The following is a 23,660-nucleotide window of genomic DNA, read 5'->3' as shown; positions in this document are numbered from 1 at the left end:
CAGTAGTGGACACAGAAATGAAATACGATTGGATATGGTTTGACGCCGATGAAACCCTTTTTCACTTTGACGCTTTCAAAGGCATGCAGTTGATGTTTGCCCGTAAAGGGGTGGATTTTACCGAGCAAGATTTTCACCACTATCAAAAAGTCAACAAGCCGCTGTGGGTCGACTATCAAGACGGCAAAATCACCGCCGATGAGATCAAACATCGCCGCTTTCAGGAGTGGGCCGAGAAACTCAATACCACCACGCTGGAACTCAATAGTGCGTTTCTTGAAGCTATGGCCGATATTTGTACTTTGTTGCCTGGGGTCAAGGAGCTGATGGAAGCGCTGCACGGTAAAGTCAAAATGGGTATCATCACCAACGGCTTTACCGAGTTGCAGGCGATTCGTCTCGAGCGCACCGGCATGGCGGGTTATTTTGACAAGGTGGTGATCTCCGAGCAGGTGGGCGTGGCAAAACCGGATCTGGCGATTTTTGATCACGCGCTACAAGTGGCTGGGCAACCGTGTAAAAGCAAGATTTTGATGGTTGGGGACAACTTGCATTCCGACATCCTCGGCGGTATGAATTTCGGCATCGAGACCTGTTGGCTGAACCATCAAGGCAACCCGGCCGATGAACGTATTGCGCCGAGCTATACAGTCAGTTCCATGGCTGAACTGCATGCCATTTTGCTTGCTTAAGCGTAACGCAGAAAACAGTCCGCTAAGGTTTGCATCAGGCTCTCGATAGAGGGCCTTTTTTGCAGATGAGAAAAGAGTGGCGTGTGAACGTCGGCTTTGATCTCTACGTCACGCTGGCTGAGCCGATTACACAGTTGTACTGGCTGTACAATCCGCGCCATATCGGCATCAATCAAAATGCACGCTTGCGCTAGTATCACTTGCCCGCCCTCTTTTTTCAGCAGTACTCGCTGCGCGGTGCCAACCACTTTTTGTCCGCCAATGTTGAGGTTGTAATCGCCATCGCAGTAGGAACCCGGCGTGGCGTGGACATCGACCTCTAAGCCATAGTGGCGAAAGAAGTGGCGTAGGATGTCACACAGTTTTAAGTACGCACTGCGAATGTCATAAGTTTGATCGTGCGGCCAATGGTAGAGGTGCGAAAGGTTAATGATGCCGGGCACTTGTGGCACTGGCGCGCCACCAGTTTTTCTGGCCGTCAGTTGCCAGCCCAGTTGGGCCAGCTCTCGGTGTAGCAGCTCGCTTTGTGGCCACTTGTTCCCCGCTGGCAAGACGAGCGTTGGCTGTTTGACCTGCCACAGCAGCAGCGCTTGCTCTAGTTCACTCGTTTGCACTTGTTTGATCAACGCCGCCTCGCGTTGGAAAAGTTCGTCAGCCTCGATGCTGAGATAGCGGATGAGTTTGTTCTTAGCTGCCACAGGTCACCTTTTCGCGCGTATAAAAAACCGCCCGAAGGCGGTTCATGTCACTGTATTTCAATGAGATTGACTTAAACCAAGGCCAGTTTAAGCCCTTCGGCCAATCGGGTCACGGCTTCTTTCAATTGCTCTGGGGTCGCGTTAGTAAAGTTGAGACGCAGCGCCGCAGGAGCATCTTGTCCGGCTGGGTAGAAAACAGGGCTAGGCACTACGGCCACACCATTGCTAAGCAGCGCCTTAGCCAATGCGAAGGTATCGCATGGTGGCAAAGTGACCCAGACAAACATACCGCCATCGACGGGCTTCAGTTGGCAGTTTGCTGGGAGCAGCTCTTGTAGCGCTTGCGCGAGCACTTGATAGCGAGCGTGGTACAGGGTGCGGATTTTTTGCATATGTTCAGGGAACTGCTCATGCTGCAATAAGCCAAGCAGCAGAGCTTGCATTGGTACGCTGGAGTGCAGATCCGCGCCTTGTTTGACTTTGATAAGTGGCTCTAAATAGCTGGTTTTGCCAGTTACAATACCGATACGCAGACCCGGAGAGGCTATCTTGGAGAAAGATCGCAGCACGATAGAATCTTGCGGGCAGAAGTCCGATACCAGCGGCAGAGCTTCCCCTTGGAAGCGTAGCTCGCGATACGGCGCATCCTCAATAAAGGCGACTTTATGCTCAATGCACAACTTAGCCACTTGCTGACGTGTTTCGAGCGACCAGCAGACCCCTGTTGGGTTGTGGAAATCTGGCACCGCGTAAAACATCTTTGGCGCGTGTTGCTTGAAACAGGCGGCCAACTCATCGAGGTTTGGCCCGTATTCGTTTTGCGACACGGTGACGATGTTCGCGCTCACTAAGCCAAAGACTTGCATCGCGCCGAGGTAGCTTGGCGCTTCCATCACCACGGTGTCACCCGGATTGATGTAAGCACGCGCGATCAGATCCAACCCTTGCTGCGAGCCGGTACACGCCATCGCCATGTGTGTCTCTGGCAGCGCCATGTATGTTTTGAGAAAGTGCAGCAAAGGTGCATAACCCGCCGTTGCGCCATACTGGAACACTTCAGGCATCTCAGACAATGTTTCCAAGGACGGCTTCATCAGCTCGATTGGAAAAGTCTGCTCGTCTGGCAAACCGCCAGCAAGAGAGATCACACTAGGGTCGCTGGCAGCGGCGAGGATTTCGCGAATATAGGAAGATTGAATCTGTTGTAATGAGCGAGCGATTTCCATGGAGTTTCCTGTCTGTGCTTTGATTTTGTTATTTGACTGATAGTACATCCGGTTGTGTTTTATGGTGTGTCCATTTATGCTGTTGAATATGTCCATTCATGCTATTTTCGTTTGCAAGGCCGCCTTTTCGTCATGAGTAAACAGCACATTTCGCGCATCAATGATGTGCTTTACTACATTCATCAAGACATTAGCCGTGAGCTGTCTGCTCGCGAGTTGGCGGAAATCGCTGCGTATTCGGAGCAACATTTTCATCGTGTATTCAAGCAAGTGGTGGGGGAGTCGATTCACCAATATATTCGCCGTACTCGCATGGAATACGCCGCCAATCAATTGATGTTCGATACGCGCTCATCAGTGCTGGATATCGCCAATAAGTGCGGGTTTACGTCGCTTTCCTCTTTCAGCCGCGCATTTAAAGCCACTTTTCACATGGCTCCGGGGGAGTGGCGAGGTCATGACCCGCATGTGTCGGACAAACCCTACCTTAAAGATCCCGAAGTGGCGGCGGGCTACCATCGAGTCGCGAAACGCAGTTTGCCTGAGCCGAAAATTGTAGAAGTGCCGCAAAGATTGGCGGCTTATGTGCGTCATGTCGGCTACAACCGTTCAATCAAAAAGTCGTGGCTGATTTTAAAAGCGTGGGCGAGCGCGGAAGGGCGCCCTTTTGCGGCGCAATTTGGCTTGCATCACTCGAATCCAGCTTGGGTCGAACTGGATAAATGCCGCTATGTTGCCTGTATCGGTATCGATAAACCGCTGAAATATCGAGGTATCGTTAACCAAATGGTCATTCCGGGTGGGCTGCATGCAGTCTTTCGTTTGCACGGCGTGTATGGGGAACTGCTGCCGCAAATCAGTCAGGTGCTGGAAAAATGGCTGCCCGACTCGGGCTTTAAACTGCGCTCAACCCCGGCTTACGTGCACTATCACCGCAACCATTTTGTCGATGAAAACGAAGCGTTTGAACTCGATTTCTATCTGCCAATCAGCTTTTTCTAAGCCGCATCGCCGCAGTACAAACGGTTTTTCAATGTGACCTTGCCCGTTTGTTTACCAGCACTGCTCGATATCGCTAGCTATTTGTTTGTTAATGCATTAGCCACCACTTCTGCGGTAGTATTCTTCTACTTAGCCAACACCATTCCCGCCTCTGGCAGCCATGGCGAAAAAGATAAGGACACGCAGTGCAATACGTAAAAATTAAAGATGCCATCGTAGAGCAGATTGAAGCTGGCATGTTGTCACCTCGGCAGAAATTGCCCGCAGAACGAAAACTGGCGGAATCATTTGATACCACACGTGTGACGTTGCGTGAGGCGCTTGGCCTGCTTGAAGCGGAAGGGCGCATCTATCGCGAAGATCGCCGAGGCTGGTTTATCTCACCTGCGCCGCTGCGTTATGATCCGACGCAAACGCTCAATTTTACCAATATGGCTTTGGCGCAAAATCGCCAACCGAAAACCGAACTGCTGCTGGCAAAAGCCATCTTGGCCGATAAAGTGGCCTCACGTCTGCTGAATTTACAGCCGTTCTCGGATGTTTATCGCGTTGACCGTGTGCGTTATCTTGAAGATCGCCCAGTGGCGTACGTGACCAACTATGTGCGTCCTGAGCAGTTTCCTAATCTTTTCGATTTCGATTTGTCGCAATCGCTGACGGACATTTACCGCGATCACTTTGGTGTGGTGTATCAGCAAATTCGTTACCGCATTACCACCAGCAGTTTATTAGGTGAGGTAGCTCAAGCGCTGCGCGCCACATCGGGTACGCCAGCGATGGTGGTTGAGCGTGTCAACTACAGCCAGCAAGGCGAGTTGATTGACTGCAATATTGAGTATTGGCGCCACGATGCATTGTGTATTGAGTCGTTAACGCAACTGTCGCGATAAACCCAAGGTGGTTTAGCAAGGCTCCTGTTTGGGCGCCTTTTGTTTAAGGAGAGTGAATAGATTTTTTACCCGAGGAGTATGCTGATTCTGCTGGGAGTTCTTTTATCGCTCGGGTTGAGCTAACCGTTTGTAAACGGCCAGATAGCTCTCGCTGGGGGAAGATGGAGAGCTACCCGGCCTATCTCTTAACCACGCAGATCTTTGAATGAGAACAGGTTAAAAGCGTACTTGCGCGCCGACCATCACTCCGCCAGAAGAAAAGTCGCTGTTTTTGGCGTAGTTGTATTCGAGATTCAAACCGAAGTGTTTGTAGGCCCAAGCGACACCTGCCGCTGCTTCACCACCAAGGCTTGATTCTTTGTAATCTTTGCTCTCGCCACTGACTTTCAGTGTGTAGCTGAGCGTGTAGTAAGTGAGGCCGCCTTTTCCGTAAAGCTCAAAGCCGGCTCCCAGTGGGTAACTGGCGTAGCCACTCACTCTCTCGCCACCATAAGCGACAGATTTAACTTCACTTAATGGGCTGATTACGGCAGAGGTGATGCCCATAAACGCCCCTTTCAAACCAGGCTCGATGCCAAAGTACTCATTGAACATATAACGGTAGTAGATATCGCCCAGATACATGTCGCCGTCTTGATCACCGATTTTGGTGCTATAGCTAACGTCACCATAGCCCAAACTACCACCAATCACGTGTTTGTTGGGCGCAGCGTGCGCCGCTAAGGAAAGGACAGACAGCAAACCAGCGAAAGCGTATTTGTAAGACATAAGATCTCCGAATTCTCGAGTAATTTAGTTGTGCAGCGTATGTTGGGTCCACGTCGTTGTGTTGCTATCTGGCATGACTGCCGATTGTCCTTTTCGAATAACTTGAGGACGAAAGCCATGTTTCGGCCAACTTACCGAAGCGTAGAGCCTGTACAGTTTAAAGCATAGGCGGAAAATATTGAACACTGTTCATTTGTTTATTTTATGAGAAAAAGTACGGAGGTTTTGTATGGATTTGTAAGGATCAGTGCAGAGAACAGAGCGAGTTTTGATTTTTAACTAACAGTTCAGATAGTTAACTGCGAAATGGTTACTTGCGAAAAAGTAAAAAGCCCGCGGAGCGGGCTAGCAATTAATAGAGGTAACGGTAAATCAGCTATGTGCTTCCAGTTCAATACTTTCTGCTGGGGTTTGCTTAGCCTCTGCCGCTTGTAACATTTTGCGAATCACCAGAGACGCGCCAAGCGCCACACCGACCATCACGACGGCCAATACGGTGAGTAATTGGAAGTAGTCGCCATACACAGTGTGCACAATTTCTTGGGTAATGGCTTGGCCTTTCTCCAGTGCTATTGAGGTGGAGAACACCGCACCAACAATGCCACTCAGCGCAATCGCCACTGAGAAGAGACTGACGGAGAAGTTTTCTATGTGTTTCGGCGCAACCGAAAGGATAAAGGCGACCACCATTGAACCGACAATCACCTCAGCAAAAGCTTGGAAGAAGTGAATGGCTAAGAAAATTTCAGGGCGGATCAGCACATCTTCACCGACAGTGGTCACGGCCAAAGTCAGAATGCCAAAGGCAATCGCGGTGAGAATAAACGAGAAGCCGACTTTGGTTGCTGTGGAGAAGTTGATGTTACGCTTCTCAAGATTGGAAAACAGCAGCGCAATCACAGGGCCAGCCACCATACACCAAAGAGGGTTCATTGCCATGGCCGCTTCTGGTGCAACCGGAATAAAGCCAAACAGATCGCCACGCATGGTGTTGATCGCTACCATGTTCATCGAGGTCATCATTTGGCCGTAGTAAACAAAGAAGCAGGTAGTGAGGAACGTGATGATGAGGATCGTACCCATCTTCAATGCATCGCTTTTGTCCGATTTCAACATCAGGGATATGAAATAGACAATGGCCGCAGCGCCGATGGCGTAAACGATATTCTGGCCTACCGCCATGTTGGAGAACATGAAGAACACCAAGCCAATCATGCCAGCAGATAGGGCAAGAAAAGCTGCCCAGTGTTTGCTGCTGACGGGTTGCTGGTCGATTTCTGCTGCTACATCACGCAGCCCTTTATGCATCACCACCAAAGTGATCACGGCAGAAGCGGCCAACACCGCAGAGAGCATAAAGCTGCCGTGAAAGCCAATGACCAACACAAACATCGGGAACAGGTATTGACCGAGGAAGGCACCAATATTGTTGACTGAGTAGTTCACCGGGTAGCCGTTTTCAAAGTCTTCCTGAGAGTTAAAAGTGCGCTTATACAAACTGGGGTAGGAAGGAGACATCAAACCGCGTGAATAGCTCGCCAAAGCGATACCACTAAGTGCCATCGGTACATTTTGCGTTGCGGCGCCGAGTACCAACAAGGTGTAGCCACTGGCGAAGCCAAAATAAGCGATAGTCAGAGCCCGATAAGCACCGAGGAACTTGTCGGCGATAAAGCCGCCAGCAATGGCAAACAGCGGCCCGATGGCGGAAAAAGCACCGACCACCATCATGGTGTCCGCTTCGCTGTAATTTAGCTCTTCGAGAAAAAATCGGGTCAGGATGACCATCACGCCGTAGAAAGATAAGCCAAACATCATTTGGCAGAACATCATGGATTTATTTAGTTTATTCCACATAATTAATTGCTCATATTTGATTTATAGGCAGTGTTTATAACTGCTTTTATTTTACTTAACTGGTTAGTAATATTTTGAAACAATTGTCGCAGAAAAAATACGCCTTTCACTACATTTTCTAATGCGAAACGATTGCTTTGCTAATGCGTTGTTCTAGATCAAAAATTCGTAGGGAAGAGAGTTTGAGTGAACTGATCGCTGGTTAAACTCAAATCTGTTGAACGTATGAAATTTGACGAATGAGCAAGAAAAAGGGCAGAAATTCTGCCCATTAGTGGTGTGAAGTGCGTCGATAAAAATTATTCGCATGGTGGCGCCATGTGGATTAACGCCAATCCACCGAGTGAAGTCTCCCGATATTTTTTGTTCATGTCTTTGCCAGTTTGATACATGGTATCAATAACTTTATCTAATGATATTAGGCATTTGCTGGTGCGTTTTAGAGCCATGCGTGAGGCGTTGATCGCTTTCATCGCGCCCATGGCATTACGTTCGATACAGGGTACTTGCACTAAGCCACCTATCGGATCGCAGGTCATGCCGAGTGAGTGTTCCATGGCGATTTCCGCGGCAATGCAGATTTGCTCGTTACTGCCACCGCGTAGCGCGGTTAACCCGGCCGCAGCCATCGAAGAAGAGACACCGATTTCGCCTTGGCAGCCGACTTCTGCTCCGGAGATGGAAGCGTTAGTTTTGTACAAGATGCCAATGGCGCCAGAAACGGCGAGAAAATCTTTGAGCTGCTTTGTATCTAACTCTTTGATGAATTTATGGTAATACATCAGAACAGCAGGGATAACGCCAGCCGCACCATTGGTCGGGGAGGTCACCACTTGACCACCTGCCGCATTCTCCTCGCTGACCGCGAAGGCAAACAAGTTGATCCAGTCCATGATTTCCATCGGGTCATTTTCAATCGCGGCATTGGCTTCAAGCTTTTTCAGCAAGTTTGGGGCACGGCGCGTGACGTTCAATCCCCCCTCCAAAATGCCTTCGGTGTCAAAGCCGCGTTTCATGCACAAACTCATTACCTTCCAGATCTGCTCTGCTTTGGCATCAATGGTGGCCATATCATGGAACGCTTGCTCATTACGTAGGATCATTCCGCCGAGACTCAGGCCATTTTTCTCCGCCAGTTCGAGCATCTCCTCTGCATTTTTAAACGGAAAATCGACAGCGACACCTTGTTCTTTCTTGCCATTGAGGAGTTCATCGGCGGTGGCAATAAATCCGCCGCCAATCGAATAGTAAGTTTCGAAGGCAATCCGCGCACCCTGCGAGTCAAAGGCACTGATGGTCATGCCATTTTCGTGTAACGGCAAGTTGTCGCGATGAAACAGAATGTCGCTGGCAAAATGGAAGGTGATAAAACGTTCACCGCTGAGTGAAAGCTGCCCCTCATTAATCGCTTGATGCAGCGCGAGGTTGGCGCTGGTCATACGAATGGTGTCTGGCCGATTGCCCAGCAAACCAAGAATCACCGCTCTGTCGGTGTGGTGACCGCGGCCGGTCAGTGATAGCGAACCGTAGAGATCCACCTGAACGCGATGAACTTTGGCAAGATCCTCGCCCAACAATTGGGTAAACTGATACCCGGCAATCATAGGGCCATTAGTGTGAGAACTTGAAGGCCCGACGCCGATTTTGAAGATATCGAAAATTGACAGCATGTTTAACGTCCTATTGACAGTGCTCAAGATGGATTAGTGTGATTCACCAACACCACCACAGTTTTAATGTTGTTATTTTGTTAATAGCTTGTTGTGTGGTGAAAGTAGCGCCAAAAAGGCGAAAAGTACAGCAGCTCGTGCAGCGCAAATGAAAAAATCCAGAGCCAGAGAAAAGATGAACGCAAACCACGTGGTGATAGTCCTTGGTAAGAGACTGTTTGCTAACCAATTAACCGAAGAAGGGCGCAGTCGCGTGGAGGCGCTGGTGGCCGCGCTGAGCGAAGGTACGCTAGACGAACAGTGCCTGATCGCTTTTTGTGGTGGCGTGACCCAAGGGCAAACTCGCTCAGAAGCGAGCGCGATGCTTGAGTACTTCGCCCTACTTTGCCAGCAACAAGGGTTGACCGTTGCGCCTCAGCGAACTCTTTTAGAAGAGCAATCAACCAGTACGCTAGAAAACATCCTGCAAGTTTCGCGAGTGCTGATCGAAAGTGGTGTTTGTCAGCGGGGAAGTCAGTTGAACGTGACGTTTGTCTCGAACGATTACCACTTGCAGCGCATCTTTGAGATCCAGCAATCGATGGACGAACAAGGTCTGCTGCGCGTTTTGCGAGAACGCTGCGCGGCGCTTGGTGCTGAGTTCGCCATTAGCTATTGCTTGCAAGATCATCTGAGTGTGCCATATCCGCATCATGGCCCGCAGGCGGAGCTGTTTTTGTTGATCGACGAGTTAACGCCCTATCGGGTCTATTTGGAAGGGGTGGCACGTGGCGTTTTCCAGCGGCCGCTTGCCGAGGTAAGAGCGCTACCATTGCAAAGCGCGACGCGTGCCTTGACGCGGATTGGGGCGATCATTGCACAGCGCGCCGAGTACGCAGCGCTAAACTTTGACTTTGCGCGTTTGCAGGGCTGGATTGGTGATACACCACCTGAGGCAAATATTGAGTCGGTAAAAGCGATTGCTCGCATGTTCAACCAACAGCTTATCTCGCTCAACCGCCAGCTCGATCCGGAACAAACCCCCATCTTTCGCTTCAATTAAGTGAGAGGTTTGTTAGTTATCAACGGCTCGACTATCCTTATTTTAGTTTCAAAGTGGCGAAGTTCTTATTTTTGTCATTGATATTTACCGGGTTATTGCGCCGCTTTTCTCTCTCCGGTTATCGTATGGCAATCCATCATTGGCAAAGGAAATGGAAATGTCACAACAAAAATTCCGATTGGTAACACGCAGTGATTTCGACGGTCTGGTTTGCGCAGTGTTGCTCAAGCAGCAAGATTTGATCGATGAGATAAAGTTTGTCCACCCTAAAGACATGCAAGACGGGCTAATCGACATTACGGCAAACGACATTGTGACCAACTTGCCTTACGTCGCGGAAGCGCACTTGGTGTTTGACCATCACCTATCCGAGACGATTCGTAACCGTGGCGAGCGTGCAAACCACATCATCGATCCGAATGCGCCTTCGGCGGCGAGAGTGGTGTGGGATTACTATGGCGGCACATCGGTTTTCCCGCAAGAGTGGTTGGAAATGATGGAGGCGGTGGATAAAGGCGACTCTGCGCAGTTTTCCCGCGATGAAGTGCTTGATTCCCAAGGGTGGAATTTACTTAACTTTTTGATGGACGCGCGCACTGGTCTGGGCCGTTTTCGCGAGTTTCGCATCTCAAACTACAACTTGATGATGGATCTGATCGAGTACTGCAAGCATCACACCATTGAGCAGATTCTGGAACTGCCGGATGTCAAAGAGCGTATTGATCTCTATCGTGAGCATGAAGTGATGTTTAAAGAGCAGATCCAGCGCTGCGCCACGGTGTATGACAATTTGGTACTGCTCGATTTGACCGGTGAAGAGACAATATACGCCGGCAACCGCTTCATCATTTACGCTCTGTTTCCGCAATGTAACATTTCAATCCACAAGATGTGGGGCTTCCAAAAGCAGAACATCGTGTTTGCCACAGGTAAGTCGATTTTTGATCGCAGCTCGAAAACCAACATTGGCGCATTGATGCTCAACTATGGCGGCGGTGGCCACCACGCTGCGGGTACCTGCCAAATTAAAGTGGAAGATGCCGAGCGTGTCGAAGCAGAGTTGATTGCTCAGATCAATCGAGACGGATAGAGCAAAAACACGAGGAATCGAGAACTCCAACCGCGTTTTGGTGGTCAAAGCCAAAGTCGGTGACTATTCTCGATCCCTCTTCTTTTCAAGTTAAACAGATATACTTGCCTTTTGTTTAAATGATAATAAATATCAATTCTCTTTGTAAAATGAGGTAAGATTCATATAATCAGTCGCTTCGATAATAACGATAAGCGGTTGCTATGAACCCTCATTTTCCAATTTCTTGTAAAGTCAGCCTAATCTCTTTAGCGGTATTCCACAGTCTGGCTCTGCATGCCAGTGAACAAACTGATGAATCAGTGGAAGTACTTGGGGTGCGTTACGCCAAACCCATCACCGTCGCCAAGCCAGCAGAAACCATCGTCGATTCTGATCAGATTGAAGAGCAGCAGTACGCTAACTTTGCTGAGCTAGTTGGCTCGGTACCCGGTGCGACGCTGGATGGCGGAGCGCGCTCAGGTGGCGAACGGATCAACATTCGCGGTTTTAGCGATCCAAGTGATATCGCTGTTTACGTTGACGGCGCACCGATCGGTTTTCAGCAGTATCGCTATGGTACCTTTTTCTTTGACCCATTCTTGATCGGAGAAACCGAAGTCATCAAAGGGGCACATGATTACCAAGCGTTGAACGGCAAATTTGGTGGCGTGATCCGCATCACAACCAAAACGGTTGATGATCTTCTAGAGGTCGGGCAAAACTTGGGCGCGCGCGTTTCCACCGGTTACAACACCAATGGTAATGAGAGTAGCCAAACCTTAAGCTTTTACGGGCGCAGTGACACAGGGTTTTACTTCTTAGCCAATGGTTCACTCAAAGATTCGCAAGATGTGCAAGTCGGCGGCGGCGAAATAGTCGATTACTCGGCGTTTGAGCAAGATAACTTGCTGTTGAAAGTCGGTTATCTAAGCAATCATCACCAGTTGAACGTGATCACGACACGTTATCGTGATGAAGGACGCAAGCCTTGGGCGAACCGCCGCGGAAAAATGCCGGATATCTCCGACTACAACATCAAAAAATATGGTTCGCTTGAAGCGGCGCAGTACGCCAATACGGCATACAACACTTATCAAGACAACACCACCACCTTGTCTTATCGCTACATGCCCTCCAATCCGTACCTCGATCTTACCTTGACTGCGGCGCGTTCCAAAAACGAACGGCACTGGGTTCGCCCGGATATCGCTTTTGAAAAAATGTTTGTATCGGTTGGCAATTACGGGCACGAATCATGGCTCAGCTACGAACGTGACTACGTCGATTTGTCCAACCGCGCGAGTTTTCGTGACCACGATCTGGTGATGGGGCTGCAATACGAAAAAACCGATCGTCAGTCGCTGGTGTACAACAAATCGTACAAAAGCAAAGCGGAGAAGAACTACGGTTGGTATACGCCCTATTTTGAACCGTCGGGCGAGCAATCGATTTATGGCGTGTATGTGGCGGATCACTATCGCCTGAGTGATGCGCTGCAGATTATTCCGTCACTGCGCTACGAGTACATCGAAAGCCAAGGGAAAGGCAACGCAGCGCCCGATTACAATGACCCTGATGCAGGGCATGATTATAGCAAAACCACACATAAGGGCTTTAGTCCACGTTTAGAAATCAACTACCAAGCAAGCCCAAGTACGCTGCTCAATTTCTCTTACGCGTACGCACTTAAAGCGCCTACTATTGACGATCTCTATTCGGTGCAGTTTGCCAAGGCCAGCGCTCCCGCCTCTGCGCGAGATTTAGACGTATCGCGCGTGCATGCTTATCAGGGCAGTGTCATTCAGATTGACGAGGGGGTGCTTGGCGACAATAGCGCACTGGCCACAGAGCTGACGATTTTTTTCAACGACATCAGCAACAGCGTTGGTAATAGACAGGGAGCCAACTTGGATAAAGAGAGTAACGCGCTGCAAAGTTGGAATACCAACCTCGATGGTTACAAAATTTATGGTTTCGAGCTGATTTCGCAACTTCGTTGGCACGATTTCTATTCCGATTTCTCCGCCAGTTATGCTCGCGGCAAAAACAAAGGCAGCTTGAAAGATTCGACGGGAGCCGATGAGGATCGCCCGAACGTACCACCGCTCAACATCAACTTCGGCCTTGGTTATGAGTGGATGGAAGGGTTACGCACCGGCTGGAAGGTACGTTGGTACGATGTGCAGAACAAAACCGAACCGGGCAATATGCTGTCAAATCTGCCGAGCGATCAATACACGCTGCAAGACGCTTATCTTAACTGGGACGTCAAACAAGTACCGGGGCTGCGCACCGGAGTCGTGGTGAAGAATCTTACGGATCGCTACTACCAACCCTATTTGATGAACGGGGTGCCAGCGCTCGGACGAGAAATCAAACTGCACCTTAGCTACAAATATTAGCATCAACAAACACTTACGGTGTCGCCAAGAGCGCAGGCCGTGAGCTAAACGGTTGGTTCCCATCACGATCGGCTTAGTGCGGTTCCTCCTTTTTGCTCTGTGATCAAGGTTGATTACAGAGCGATTTTTGCTAGTATCCCTGCCACTGTTTACCCAGAGCTGTGACGCCATGAGACATCTGAAAACCGCCGTCCATCCGGAAATCGATCATCTGGACGATAAAATCATTTTCAAGCGCAACGCCGCCCGAGCGATTTGCCTGGATGGTGAGGACATTTTATTGCTCTACACCGAGCGTTATCATGACTACACCATTCCCGGTGGCGGTTTGGACCAAGGGGAAGATGTGATTGCTGGGATGATCCGCGAGCTGCAAGAAGAGACGGGTGCGACGAATATTCATAACATCAAGCCATTTGGTATCTATGAAGAGTTTCGTCCTTGGTATAAAGGAGAGGCAAATGTGATGCACATGCACTCGTATTGTTATACCTGCAACATCGACCGAGAACTCGGTGAGACGCGCTTTGAGCAGTATGAAATCAACAACGGTATGCGACCAATGTGGATCAATATTCATCAGGCGATTGCGCATAATGAGCAAACCATGGCGCAGAGTTCGAAAAAGGGCTTAAGCATCGAGCGAGAGACCTTCTTGCTACGCTTGATCGCCAAAGAGCTGCTCTAACGTCCTCTTTTCGCCATAAACTATTTTTCCTATCAATAAGTTAGCGCCAAGCTTGCTGTTAACTTATTGGTTTTCATAGAAGATTGCGACATTGTTCGAAGAAAGGTAACGATTCGTAACACAGACGCTGTAACAAAGATGCGCTTGAATATACTCAGGTAAGTTTTGACTACAGATGATGGCTATGAATAGAAAATTTCTTGTGACCTTCAGTACGACGCTGCTTGCCAGCTTGAGCAGCGTGACGTCTATCGCTGCGCCTACCGTTGTCCCCGATCCTCCGCAATTGAGCGCCAAAGGCTATCTGCTGATGGATTATCACTCTGGTGAAGTGCTCGTCGCCAAAAACGCCGATGTGAAGATGAATCCCGCCAGCTTGACCAAGTTGATGACCGCGTATGTGGCAGGGCAGGAGATGAATCGTGGCAACATTAGTTTTGACGATCAAGTGGTAGTGAGCCGCAATGCTTGGGCGAAAAACTTTCCTGACTCTTCAAAAATGTTCATCGAAGTCGGTACGTCGGTCAGCATGAGCGATCTGTATCGTGGGCTTATTGTTCAGTCCGGCAATGATGCCAGCGTGGCGATTGCCGAGCATGTTGCCGGCAGCGAGGCGGCGTTTGTCAGCTTAATGAACGCGTGGGCGGAAAAACTCGACCTGCAAAACAGCGCGTTTACCAATCCGCATGGGCTCGACAGCGATGGGCTCTACTCAACCCCGCGCGATATTGCCAAGTTGGGCCAAGCGATTATCCATGATTTACCCGCCGTCTACCCGTTTTACAGTGAGATGTCGTTCACCTACAACGGCATCACTCAGTACAACCGCAACGGTTTGCTGCGCGATCGCAGCCTCAATGTGGACGGAATGAAAACCGGCTTTACCAGCGGTGCGGGTTATAGTCTCGCCACGTCCGCGACTAGCGGCAACATGCGCCTCATCTCGGTGGTGATGGGCTCAAACAGCACCAGCAGTCGGGAAATTGAGAGCAAGCAATTGCTCAGTTATGGCTTTCGCTTTTTCGATACGATTTCTCCGACCGATGTAAACCAAGTGCTAGCCACGCCAAGGATTTGGATGGGCAGTCAAGACGAGTTGAAAGTCGGCATCGTCGAGCCAGTTTTCTTAACCTTAACTAAAGGTGAGAGTAAGACTCTGCATGCTGAACTGACGTACACCAGCGACATCACCGCACCAGTGAAAAAGCAGCAGGTGGTCGGTCAGGTGCGGTATAAAATCGATGACAAGGTGGTCAAACAGGTGGACTTGGTAGCATTAGAAGCGGTGGATGAAGGCAGCCTGTTTAAACGTGTAGTAGATTGGTTTAAGCGTTGGCTGAGCAATCTGTTCTAAGCAATCTATTCAAAGCAAACTTTGAAAAGCAAAGCGCTAAAACAGCAAGACCAAACAAAAATCCCTTTGCCAGTGCAAAGGGATTTTTAATCCGGTGCGATCAGTTGACTTCAACCCGAGTGACCAATAGCTGGTCAACTTTGTAGTTGTCGATGTCGACCACTTCAAACTTGTATCCTGAGTAGATGATGGAGTCGGTGCGGCGCGGGATCTTGCGCAGCATATACATCATAAAACCAGCGATGGTTTCGTAGTTTTGCGGGTGAGGAAATTCATCAATGTTGAGCGCGCGCATCACGTCGGTGATGGGGGTGACGCCATCTACCAGCCAAGAGTTGTGGTCGCGGGCGACGATTTGCTCTTCCCCCTCGGCCAGTACCCAAGTGCCCATCACGGCACTTTGCAAATCATTGAAGGTGACGATCCCCAGCACCAGCGCGTACTCGTTCATGATCACCGCAAAATCGACGCGGCTGTTTTTAAAGTATTCCAGTGCTTCAGACAGGCTCAGCGTATCGGGAATGATGGGGCAGGTTTGCACTATGCTACCCTCTTTTAGGTTAAGTGGCTGGCCATTGATGAGGCGCGTTAGCAGCTCTTTCGAGTCGATGTAACCTTTGATCGCGTCCAACTGATCATCGCAGACCAAAAACTTATGGTGCGGGTCTTCGGAAATTTTCTTCTTCAACACCTCTTCATCATCTTTCATCGACAGGTAGGTCAGGCTTTCACGAGGCGTCATCGCCGACGTTACCGGGACCGATTGCATCTCAAACACGCTCTCCATCATCTTCTGCTCGCCGCGATCGAGCACGCCCGCTTCGGCCCCCGCATCCATTACCGCGTAGATATCGTCCGAGGTAATATCGTCGTTGCGCTCAGCAGGCACGCTAAAGAGGCGGAAAATGGTGTTTGCCAAGCCGTTGAAGATCCATACAAAAGGCTTTAGCAGTGAAATGCAGATCAGCATCGGTCGAACCAATGTCATGGCGATTTTTTCCGGCATCACCATGGCGATACGTTTTGGCATCAAGTCCGCAAATAGAATGAATAGGCTAGTAACCAGAATAAAAGAGCAGAAAAAGCTTAACTGGTTAACCCAAGCGATAGGCAGCCAGCTTTCCAAGAGTGTTTTGATATGCGGAGTAAAAGCCGATTCACCGACAATACCGCCCATAATGGCGACCGCATTTAGGCCAATTTGTACCACGGTGAAGAAGTTGCCGGGGTGGCTCTGTAAAGCCAGCACGAGAGTGGCACGTTCGTCCCCCTCTTCAGCAAGTTGACGGAGACGAATTTTTCTCGCCGCGGCCAAGGCGATTTCAGACATAGAAAAGAAGCAGCTGGTGAGTATCAGCGCGATGATGATTGAGAAGTTCTCAAATAAACTCATGATGAGTGTCCAAGTAGCGTTCAATAAAATCCACTAACCGAATGGAACAGGAACATCGGGTGGTGGCTTGTTTGCTTAAACCAGAAAGAAATCCAAATCGCGGCTCGGTCAATGGAGCCGATTCGGCTCGGCTATTCTATACGTAAGGACGGAATAGATGAAGGAACAGATGCAGCAACCCTAACCACACTTTTCAAGAGCAAACGTAACTTAGTCTTTTGAAAGATTTACAACTGGGTAAGAAAACACTATCTTACGCCGCGTTATTTTTATTCAATCGATGATTTAAGGAACTCATGGCTGTTTTAGATATTCTGACCGCACCCGATCCGCGACTTCGCGTGGAGTCCAAACCTGTAACTGATATTGCTGCTGTGCAAACACTGATCGACGATCTATTGGATACCCTCTACGCAACCGACAATGGCGTTGGTTTGGCAGCACCTCAAGTGGGCCGAGAAGAGGCGATTGTGGTGATCGATTTATCGGAAAAGCGTGATGAGCCTTTGGTTCTGATTAACCCGGTTGTTGTCAGTGGTGATAACAAAGCCATGGGACAGGAAGGGTGTTTGTCGGTGCCAGAATACTACGCCGACGTTGAGCGCTACACCTCTGTGGTGGTCGAAGCGTTGGACCGTGATGGCAAACCGCTGAGAATCGAAAGCAGTGATTTTCTTGCCATTGTGATGCAGCACGAAATTGATCACTTGTCCGGCAATCTGTTTATCGATTATTTGTCACCACTCAAACAGCAAATGGCGATGAAGAAAGTGAAGAAGTTTGTTAAAAATCGCGCGCGTTAACCGCCATCTGCTGGACTAAAGCGAAAACAAGGCCACTGCTAGAGAGTGGCCTTTTCTTTACCCAAATTTACCAAGACAAAACGCTGCTTTACATTAGGTTGGTTACTCTAAAATAACCTTAATAGAAAAGTGGAATTGGTTATGGATAGGGTTACATATGGCGTTTTAAGCGTGGTCGCGCTTGTCACACTGCTGTGGATTCAAGTGGAGCCATCATTACTCACCTCGGATAATTTCTTCCAATGGCGATCGGGATTAATACAGTATTCTGGCATTCTGTCTCTCATCCTGATGTCGACCGCGATGGTGCTCGCGCTGCGTTTGCCGATAATCGAGACTTGGACGCAAGGGTTGGATAAAGGATACCGCATTCACAAATGGCTCGGCATTGCCGCTGTGCTGCTTGGAGCGTTCCACTGGTTGGCATATCATTTACCTAAATGGTTGATTTCACTAGAGGTGATATCGAAACCTGTCCGGTTTAATGGCTCTGGTCCGAATGCGAACTTGACGGGCTGGGCGCAGTGGCTGAAATCACTTAAACCACTGGCATTGGAAAGTGGCGAATGGGGGTTTTATCTATTACTCGCTCTGCTTGTGCTCTCGCTTTGGTCTGCCGTCAAGTATAAACCCTTTCGCCTCACTCACCGCTTAATGGCTATCGTTTACTTGCTATTGGCTTTTCATTCGTTTGCGCTGCTAAAACGTGCCTATTGGGGGGAGCCTATCTACTGGTTGACCACCAGTTTTCTTGTGCTTGGCTCTTTAGCCGCTTTGTACAGCCTTGCGGGATTGGTCGGACGCCGAGCGCGTTACTCTGCGTCAGTAAAAGCGTTACGCTACTGTGCGTTAAGTCAGACACTGGATCTCACATTGGAAGCCGAGGCTAAGTGGCCAAGCCACCAAGCTGGGCAATTTGCTTATCTCTGTTTTGCCGGGGAAGAGCCGCATCCTTTCACTATTGCCAGCGCACCGAACTCTTCTCAGCTTAGGTTTTTGATCAAAGAGCTGGGGGACTTTACTACCGGGTTACATCAACGCTTAAGTCAGGGGGATGTTTTGCAAATAGAAGGGCCGTACGGCAAGTTTTCGTTTACCGCTGAGCGGCCTCAAATCTGGATTGGAGCGGGCGTCGGTATCGCGCCGTTTATGGCAGGCCTAGAGTGGTTAGCCAGTCAACAAAGCCATCCGCAGACACATCTGTTTTTCTGTTGTCAGCAGGCAGAGCCACGGTTATGTGAGGAGCTTAAGCAAAAAGCGCAACAAGCCGGAGTGTCATTAACGGTCATGGACTCAAGCAAGGATCTACTACTCTCGGCGCAAAGTATTGCCCAGCAATGTGGGGATTTGCGTCAGTTCGAGTTCTATTTCTGTGGTCCGGCGCCGTTTTCAAACGCATTGAAAAAAGCGCTCAAACCATATCGAGTGAAGGTTGATAAGGCTTTCCACGCGGAAAAATTTGTGATGCGTTAGAAATCAGTCAGCCCGTAAATCAGCGGGCTGACGGTTTTAGCGATTAAAAGCGATATTGGTAGTTAATAAACCAGGTATCTTTGCCTTGAGGATAGATACTGATATCACCCTGCAGGCGAGGAAAGAGGAGATGGGTCGTTGCCATCGACAAGAAGATGAGATTTACCCCAATCATATTATCGCGAAAAATCTCACCTTCACTTTTTTCATCTTCATCAATATTGATATTGTACAAGCCTAAGGCGCCTAGAGTTAATGCGCCGATGGCGCCAACTTTTCTATTTTCCATATCGAGTAGAAATAAGCCCGAGAGGCCTAAAAAGGTTCCAGCGGTGGCCGGATCTTTAGAGGCCCAATAAGAATAAGCCGCCGCCACCGACTCAATGAGTAGCATCGGGACGACCTCGTTAGATACAAAATTCCAATTTTGCTGAGTGGTACTATTGATTATATAAGGCTTTGTTCCTACTAAATCTGGAGTCAAAGCCAATGGCTGTTCGGCATATTGGGAAAGCGAGATTTGCAGAGAGTCAGAGAGAAACGGCTCAAAATTGATGTCTGAGTTGGTGAGGGCTATTTCACCCAATGCGTGGCAATTAACCGAGAATAAGAGAAGAAGCAACAGTTTTTTCATTGTCTATCCCTAACATTGAAATTTTTCACAGGGAGCGTTGACTCAATGAACAACGCTCCCCCTTTTGCTTAGAGGATATCTATTTAGAATAAATAGCTCAGATGGAAGTCAAAGCCACTACCATCAAATTTCTCTCCAGTCGAAGAGACTTTGTAATCAATGTTGGTGTATTTTGCGCCAACGGCAAAACGACCGATCGCTAGAGGAGCAAAAGCGTATTCGTACTGCACGGTAAAGCCTGCTGCGTCATCAAACTCGACTTCGCCATCGCAAACATTGGTTACTTTACACTCTAGTGTGACCGCCGTGTGGTAGGCGATACCTGCGCCAATTTTATGCTCGTTGAATGCTTTAAACGCGATGAACTCAAGCGGAACGCGATCGAAAGTCACATCACCATTTGAGGCAGTGAGGCTATCAAACTTATAGCCGATGGTGCCACGTAATAGAAAATCTTGCGGAAGCGCTACATCGACACCACCGAAGAAAGAGACGCCTTGGTTCCCTTTGATTTTGTCGCTTTCGCCATTATCGTAAATGCCTTTAAACAGGTCATCACCGCCGAAACCATAACCAACTCCTAGTACGCCGGAAAGTCCGTTTGCATTCACTGAAGAAGACGCGATTAAGCCCAAGAGAAAAACTTTAGATAAAGCCAACTTTTTCACAGATAGTTCCTTATTGATATTTAACGTTTTGATAATATCTATACACATTACGATCACTTGTAGTTGTATTTGTGATGCATAGATAGGGGGAGGAAAATATCATGTGATTCATTGCTTTATTTTATAATTATTCTAAATATTAATGGTGAATCACAAAATTATTAGTTATTGATATTATTGTTTTTTTTGCTTCTGTTCGTTAGCCCTATTTTTCTACACGCTTGACATCGCCATTGTTCAATTGTTAACCTCTCGACATCCTTTCTTTCGGAGATGACGCCAACATGGATATCTAACTTTCCTTATACCGATGATGTTTCATTCATTCGGCTCTTGGAGTTAGTTGGCGTAGTTGCGTTTCCGATTATCTTGATAATCTAAATTAGTTTAACCTTGTTTACCCGATACTCCGTGCTATTTGTGCGGATTAATACTCGGGTTAGAGGGTAATTTTAGCCGACTGACTTCTTACTGTTTTTAATAGTAAGGGGGTCTCATGCCCAATATTCATGCTCATCAGTTGAGCTTTCAATTAAATAGTGGTGAGTGGTTATTCCATTCGCTGGATCTTCATTTACCCGCTGGAAAAACGGGTTTAGTCGGGCGCAATGGCATCGGAAAATCTGTCTTGCTACAACTACTCATCGGCAAACTCACTGCAACAACAGGCCATGTTCACGTTGGTGCAACGATAGGCTATTTCGAGCAAAATTCTCAAGAGCAAGAACGTGATGCAACGATTGCGACCTACTTAGGCATGGCAGAACCGCTTGCGGCTTTTCGCGCCATTGAGGCTGGGAGTGTGGACACTGAACACTTTACCCAACTTGGTGAGCAGTGGAACATCGTTGAAACGATACAAAGCACATTAGATGAGCTGAGAATCACGCTGCCACCTGATGCGAGCTGCCGTGAACTGAGCGGCGGGCAGTTTACTCTTTTAAAGCTCAAGCGCTTGTTTCTGGCGTCAAGTGATGCCTTAGTGTTGGATGAGCCCACCAATCATCTCGACACATTGAGCAGAGAGTGGCTGATAACTCAGTTGCGAAAAGAACAGCGTCCAGTTTTAGTCGCCAGTCATGATCGCGCTTTGTTGATGGAGATGGATCGTATCGCGCGTTTGACTTCAGAAGGGCTGCATTGGTTTGAAGGTAACTATGCGGCGTACCATAGCCAGTGGCAATTACAGCAACAAGCACTAGAGAGAAAAGTCGCCCAACTGAAAAGTGAGCAAAAATCGATTGCTCGAGAGTTGCAAAAAAGCCGTGAAAAAGCGCAACAGCGCGCAGCTCAGGGGCGCAAAGCGCTAAGAACAGGTAGCCAGCCGAAGATATTGATGGATGGCAAAAAAAACAGTGCGGAAAAAAGTCGCTCTGCAGCTGTCATCAATGGGCAAAATCAACTGAAACGTAATCAGCAGCAGTTGTTGAGTTTGTCCGCAAAACGAGTGCTCGAATCGCCAACGACAATCTATCTGGCTGATGTTGAGGGCAGTAAAAACCGGCTGCTGCTGAGTGTTGAGCGTTATCGCTCATGCGGCGCAAATCATCCGTTATTGGATTTTCAAGTTAGGCAATTTGAGCACCTGCGTCTAAGTGGTGCCAATGGCAGTGGAAAAAGTCGCTTACTTAAAGCGATTGATGGACAACATCAAGAGTATCAAGGACAAATCAAACTCAACAGATCGGTGGTTTATTTAGATCAGTATTACAGCTTGCTTGAGCTTGAAGACACTTTGCTGGAAAATCTCGCGAATTTTTGTCCAAGCTTAGGAGAGGGGGATGCTCGTTTGCTGCTGGCCGGGATCGGCTTTCGTGGTGACTCGGTACATCGACAAGCGCGACATCTGAGTGGTGGGGAAAAAATGAAACTGGCGATGCTGATGGTTAGCCATGTTGACGGCGATCCTTTGCTGCTATTGGACGAACCCGATAACCACTTAGATATCGAGTCGAAAACAGTCTTAGCCGCCGCGCTGCGCGATTATCGTGGTGCTTTGATTCTCGTCAGTCACGATGACTATTTCGTTGAGGCCGCAAAATTGGACAAAGAGTGCAAAGTGGAGTCGCTCGGCTAGTGAGGCGTTATGGTCAAAGGTAAGTGCTCTGTCAAGGATGACGGAGGCGGAATTTGGGCTAGACTTAAGGTTAACGAGCAATCATGAGCAAAGAGGAAATTGTGCAACGGAATCTGCAGTCGATGGACGTGAAATATGAGAAGCGAAGAGTCGCGCTGCTGCACTCGCTGAAAATTCTCGATACAGAGCGAGAAGAGCGTTTCGAGCGTTTTACTCGTTTGGCTAAATTTATCGCTGGTAGTGATATTGCCTTGATAAGTTTGGTCGACAGCAATCGGCAATGGTTTAAGTCTCGTGCTGGCTTGGATGTGTGTCAAACAGACAGAGACTCTTCTTTTTGCACTCACGCAATCCAAGGTTCTGAGCCGCTGATTATCAGCGATGTATTTGATGACCAGCGTTTTAAAGATAATCCCTTAGTTCTACACGAGCCTTTTATACGTGCCTACGCTGGTTTTCCTATCGCTATTGATGGTATTCACCGTCTTGGCACTCTGTGTGTTATTGATAAAAAGCCGCACCAACTTTCGACTGAACAGGTACAAGCGCTCAGTGATTTGGCGCGTATTCTGGAGACCGAGCTTAAGAGCAGTGGATTAGCGATTGTCGACGAGCTCACTGGTTTGATGAATCGACGCGGCTTCTATCAAGAAGCGCTGCGCATATTGTCGGTCAGTAGCCTAAGTCATGACGGCTATACGCTGATCTATTTTGATCTAGATGGTTTTAAGCAGATCAACGATCAGTTCGGTCACGATGTTGGCGACGAGGTACTGCGGCAATTTTCTTACAGTTTGGCTGAGTCGATTTGCTGTTCTCAGGATGTGGCTTGTCGATTAGGCGGCGATGAATTCTGTGCTCTGGTCCAACATGGCGGCCATTATGACGTGGCTAGCACGATTCAGCGTTTGGAGGAGAGCCTTAACTCTCAAGGCGAATCGGGTATTCCGCCAATTGAGTACAGTTGGGGAGCGGCTACACGGTTGCAACATCTCTGCGGAGACTCGGTTGAAGCGTTGCTCTCTGAAGCAGATGAGGCGATGTATCTTTGTAAGAAGCAGCGGCGTAAATTGCGACAAAGCTCAGTCTCCTGAACCTCATTTTCAATGACAGCCAGTCTCAGTGACTGGCTTTTTATTCGCCTAAAGTATTATTCATTCATTGCTTAATTAGCTTGTTCTACTTTAATTGTGTTCTAAAATGAAAGAATCAAAAAAGTGAGAGGTATCTGCTTAACACTTTGGATGATGC

General features: G+C 48.6%; 21 protein-coding genes. 13 read left to right on the top strand and 8 right to left on the bottom strand.

From position 1 onward, the window contains the following. Positions 1 to 17 precede the first annotated feature (17 nt). Positions 18 to 692 carry a pyrimidine 5'-nucleotidase gene (gene yjjG / locus EWA64_RS20990; RefSeq protein ID WP_039463590.1) on the top strand — a complete coding sequence of 225 codons (675 nt, stop codon included), beginning with the start codon at positions 18 to 20 and terminating at the stop codon, positions 690 to 692. On the opposite strand, the gene EWA64_RS20985 is transcribed toward yjjG, so the two are convergent. Together EWA64_RS20985 and EWA64_RS20980 are read right to left on the bottom strand one after the other, a co-directional pair. Continuing rightward, positions 689 to 1,390, bottom strand: coding sequence for a lipoate--protein ligase family protein (locus EWA64_RS20985; protein WP_061894327.1), 702 nt, complete (start codon positions 1,388 to 1,390; stop codon positions 689 to 691). The genes yjjG and EWA64_RS20985 overlap by 4 nt on opposite strands. Positions 1,391 to 1,461: 71 nt before the next feature. After that, positions 1,462 to 2,616, bottom strand: a complete 1,155-nt coding sequence (locus EWA64_RS20980; protein WP_061894328.1) for an aminotransferase-like domain-containing protein — start codon at positions 2,614 to 2,616, stop codon at positions 1,462 to 1,464. Positions 2,617 to 2,748: 132 nt separating this feature from the next. Between EWA64_RS20980 and EWA64_RS20975 the strand changes: the two genes are divergently transcribed. From EWA64_RS20975 to phnR, 3 genes are read left to right on the top strand one after another with little or no spacing between them, the layout of a single operon-like run. After that, positions 2,749 to 3,618 (top strand): AraC family transcriptional regulator, encoded by an 870-nt coding sequence (locus tag EWA64_RS20975; protein WP_045568708.1) that lies wholly within the window; start codon positions 2,749 to 2,751, stop codon positions 3,616 to 3,618. 33 nt (positions 3,619 to 3,651) lie between these two features. Beyond that, positions 3,652 to 3,816, top strand: coding sequence for a hypothetical protein (locus EWA64_RS20970; RefSeq protein ID WP_156478517.1), 165 nt, complete (start codon positions 3,652 to 3,654; stop codon positions 3,814 to 3,816). Continuing rightward, positions 3,804 to 4,508 carry a phosphonate utilization transcriptional regulator PhnR gene (gene phnR / locus EWA64_RS20965; RefSeq protein ID WP_061894329.1) on the top strand — a complete coding sequence of 235 codons (705 nt, stop codon included), beginning with the start codon at positions 3,804 to 3,806 and terminating at the stop codon, positions 4,506 to 4,508. Before EWA64_RS20970 ends, phnR begins: the two co-directional genes overlap by 13 nt. Before the next feature lie 216 nt (positions 4,509 to 4,724). On the opposite strand, the gene EWA64_RS20960 is transcribed toward phnR, so the two are convergent. The 3 genes from EWA64_RS20960 to EWA64_RS20950 form a co-directional block, all read right to left on the bottom strand. After that, positions 4,725 to 5,276 (bottom strand): outer membrane beta-barrel protein, encoded by a 552-nt coding sequence (locus tag EWA64_RS20960; RefSeq protein ID WP_061894330.1) that lies wholly within the window; start codon positions 5,274 to 5,276, stop codon positions 4,725 to 4,727. Positions 5,277 to 5,648: 372 nt separating this feature from the next. Continuing rightward, positions 5,649 to 7,133: a peptide MFS transporter gene (locus EWA64_RS20955; RefSeq protein ID WP_061894331.1), complete on the bottom strand. Its 1,485-nt coding sequence runs from the start codon at positions 7,131 to 7,133 to the stop codon at positions 5,649 to 5,651. 299 nt (positions 7,134 to 7,432) lie between these two features. Further along, positions 7,433 to 8,803: an L-serine ammonia-lyase gene (locus EWA64_RS20950; protein ID WP_061894332.1), complete on the bottom strand. Its 1,371-nt coding sequence runs from the start codon at positions 8,801 to 8,803 to the stop codon at positions 7,433 to 7,435. Between the two features lie 175 nt (positions 8,804 to 8,978). Here EWA64_RS20950 and EWA64_RS20945 point away from each other — a divergent pair, with 175 nt between their 5' ends. The 5 genes from EWA64_RS20945 (at position 8,979) to EWA64_RS20925 (ending at position 15,361) form a co-directional block, all read left to right on the top strand. Continuing rightward, on the top strand, positions 8,979 to 9,845 hold the full coding sequence (locus EWA64_RS20945; protein ID WP_061894658.1) for a YdcF family protein: 867 nt from the start codon (positions 8,979 to 8,981) through the stop codon (positions 9,843 to 9,845). Between the two features lie 157 nt (positions 9,846 to 10,002). Then, positions 10,003 to 10,935, top strand: a complete 933-nt coding sequence (locus EWA64_RS20940) for a hypothetical protein (protein ID WP_061894333.1) — start codon at positions 10,003 to 10,005, stop codon at positions 10,933 to 10,935. A gap of 203 nt (positions 10,936 to 11,138) precedes the next feature. After that, positions 11,139 to 13,319 (top strand): TonB-dependent receptor domain-containing protein, encoded by a 2,181-nt coding sequence (locus tag EWA64_RS20935; RefSeq protein ID WP_061894334.1) that lies wholly within the window; start codon positions 11,139 to 11,141, stop codon positions 13,317 to 13,319. 169 nt (positions 13,320 to 13,488) lie between these two features. Further along, positions 13,489 to 14,007, top strand: a complete 519-nt coding sequence (locus tag EWA64_RS20930) for an NUDIX hydrolase (protein ID WP_061894335.1) — start codon at positions 13,489 to 13,491, stop codon at positions 14,005 to 14,007. A gap of 184 nt (positions 14,008 to 14,191) precedes the next feature. Continuing rightward, positions 14,192 to 15,361, top strand: coding sequence for a D-alanyl-D-alanine carboxypeptidase family protein (locus tag EWA64_RS20925; protein WP_061894659.1), 1,170 nt, complete (start codon positions 14,192 to 14,194; stop codon positions 15,359 to 15,361). A gap of 100 nt (positions 15,362 to 15,461) precedes the next feature. On the opposite strand, the gene paeA is transcribed toward EWA64_RS20925, so the two are convergent. Continuing rightward, on the bottom strand, positions 15,462 to 16,754 hold the full coding sequence (paeA, locus tag EWA64_RS20920; protein WP_061894336.1) for a polyamine export protein PaeA: 1,293 nt from the start codon (positions 16,752 to 16,754) through the stop codon (positions 15,462 to 15,464). A gap of 296 nt (positions 16,755 to 17,050) precedes the next feature. Here paeA and def point away from each other — a divergent pair, with 296 nt between their 5' ends. Both def and EWA64_RS20910 read left to right on the top strand, forming a co-directional pair. Continuing rightward, positions 17,051 to 17,557, top strand: coding sequence for a peptide deformylase (gene def, locus EWA64_RS20915; protein ID WP_039428204.1), 507 nt, complete (start codon positions 17,051 to 17,053; stop codon positions 17,555 to 17,557). Between the two features lie 141 nt (positions 17,558 to 17,698). After that, positions 17,699 to 19,030, top strand: coding sequence for a ferredoxin reductase family protein (locus tag EWA64_RS20910; RefSeq protein ID WP_082796653.1), 1,332 nt, complete (start codon positions 17,699 to 17,701; stop codon positions 19,028 to 19,030). 43 nt (positions 19,031 to 19,073) lie between these two features. Here EWA64_RS20910 and EWA64_RS20905 read toward each other — a convergent pair whose 3' ends face one another. Together EWA64_RS20905 and EWA64_RS20900 are read right to left on the bottom strand one after the other, a co-directional pair. After that, positions 19,074 to 19,664, bottom strand: coding sequence for a hypothetical protein (locus EWA64_RS20905; protein ID WP_061894338.1), 591 nt, complete (start codon positions 19,662 to 19,664; stop codon positions 19,074 to 19,076). A gap of 83 nt (positions 19,665 to 19,747) precedes the next feature. Further along, the gene (locus tag EWA64_RS20900; protein WP_244881453.1) at positions 19,748 to 20,332 is read right to left on the bottom strand and encodes a hypothetical protein; all 585 of its coding nucleotides are present in this window, start codon (positions 20,330 to 20,332) and stop codon (positions 19,748 to 19,750) included. Positions 20,333 to 20,828: 496 nt separating this feature from the next. On the opposite strand from EWA64_RS20900, the gene EWA64_RS20895 reads away from it, so the two are divergent. Both EWA64_RS20895 and EWA64_RS20890 read left to right on the top strand, forming a co-directional pair. Continuing rightward, positions 20,829 to 22,409: an ATP-binding cassette domain-containing protein gene (locus tag EWA64_RS20895; RefSeq protein WP_061894339.1), complete on the top strand. Its 1,581-nt coding sequence runs from the start codon at positions 20,829 to 20,831 to the stop codon at positions 22,407 to 22,409. Positions 22,410 to 22,492: 83 nt separating this feature from the next. Further along, the gene (locus EWA64_RS20890; protein ID WP_061894340.1) at positions 22,493 to 23,503 is read left to right on the top strand and encodes a sensor domain-containing diguanylate cyclase; all 1,011 of its coding nucleotides are present in this window, start codon (positions 22,493 to 22,495) and stop codon (positions 23,501 to 23,503) included. Positions 23,504 to 23,660: the final 157 nt, after the last annotated feature.

Origin of the sequence: Vibrio cidicii (genome assembly GCF_009665415.1) — a bacterium.
Taxonomy (GTDB): domain Bacteria; phylum Pseudomonadota; class Gammaproteobacteria; order Enterobacterales; family Vibrionaceae; genus Vibrio; species Vibrio cidicii.
The sequence above is the reverse complement of the archived record's forward strand: the minus strand, read 5'-3'. Positions and strand labels throughout refer to the sequence as shown.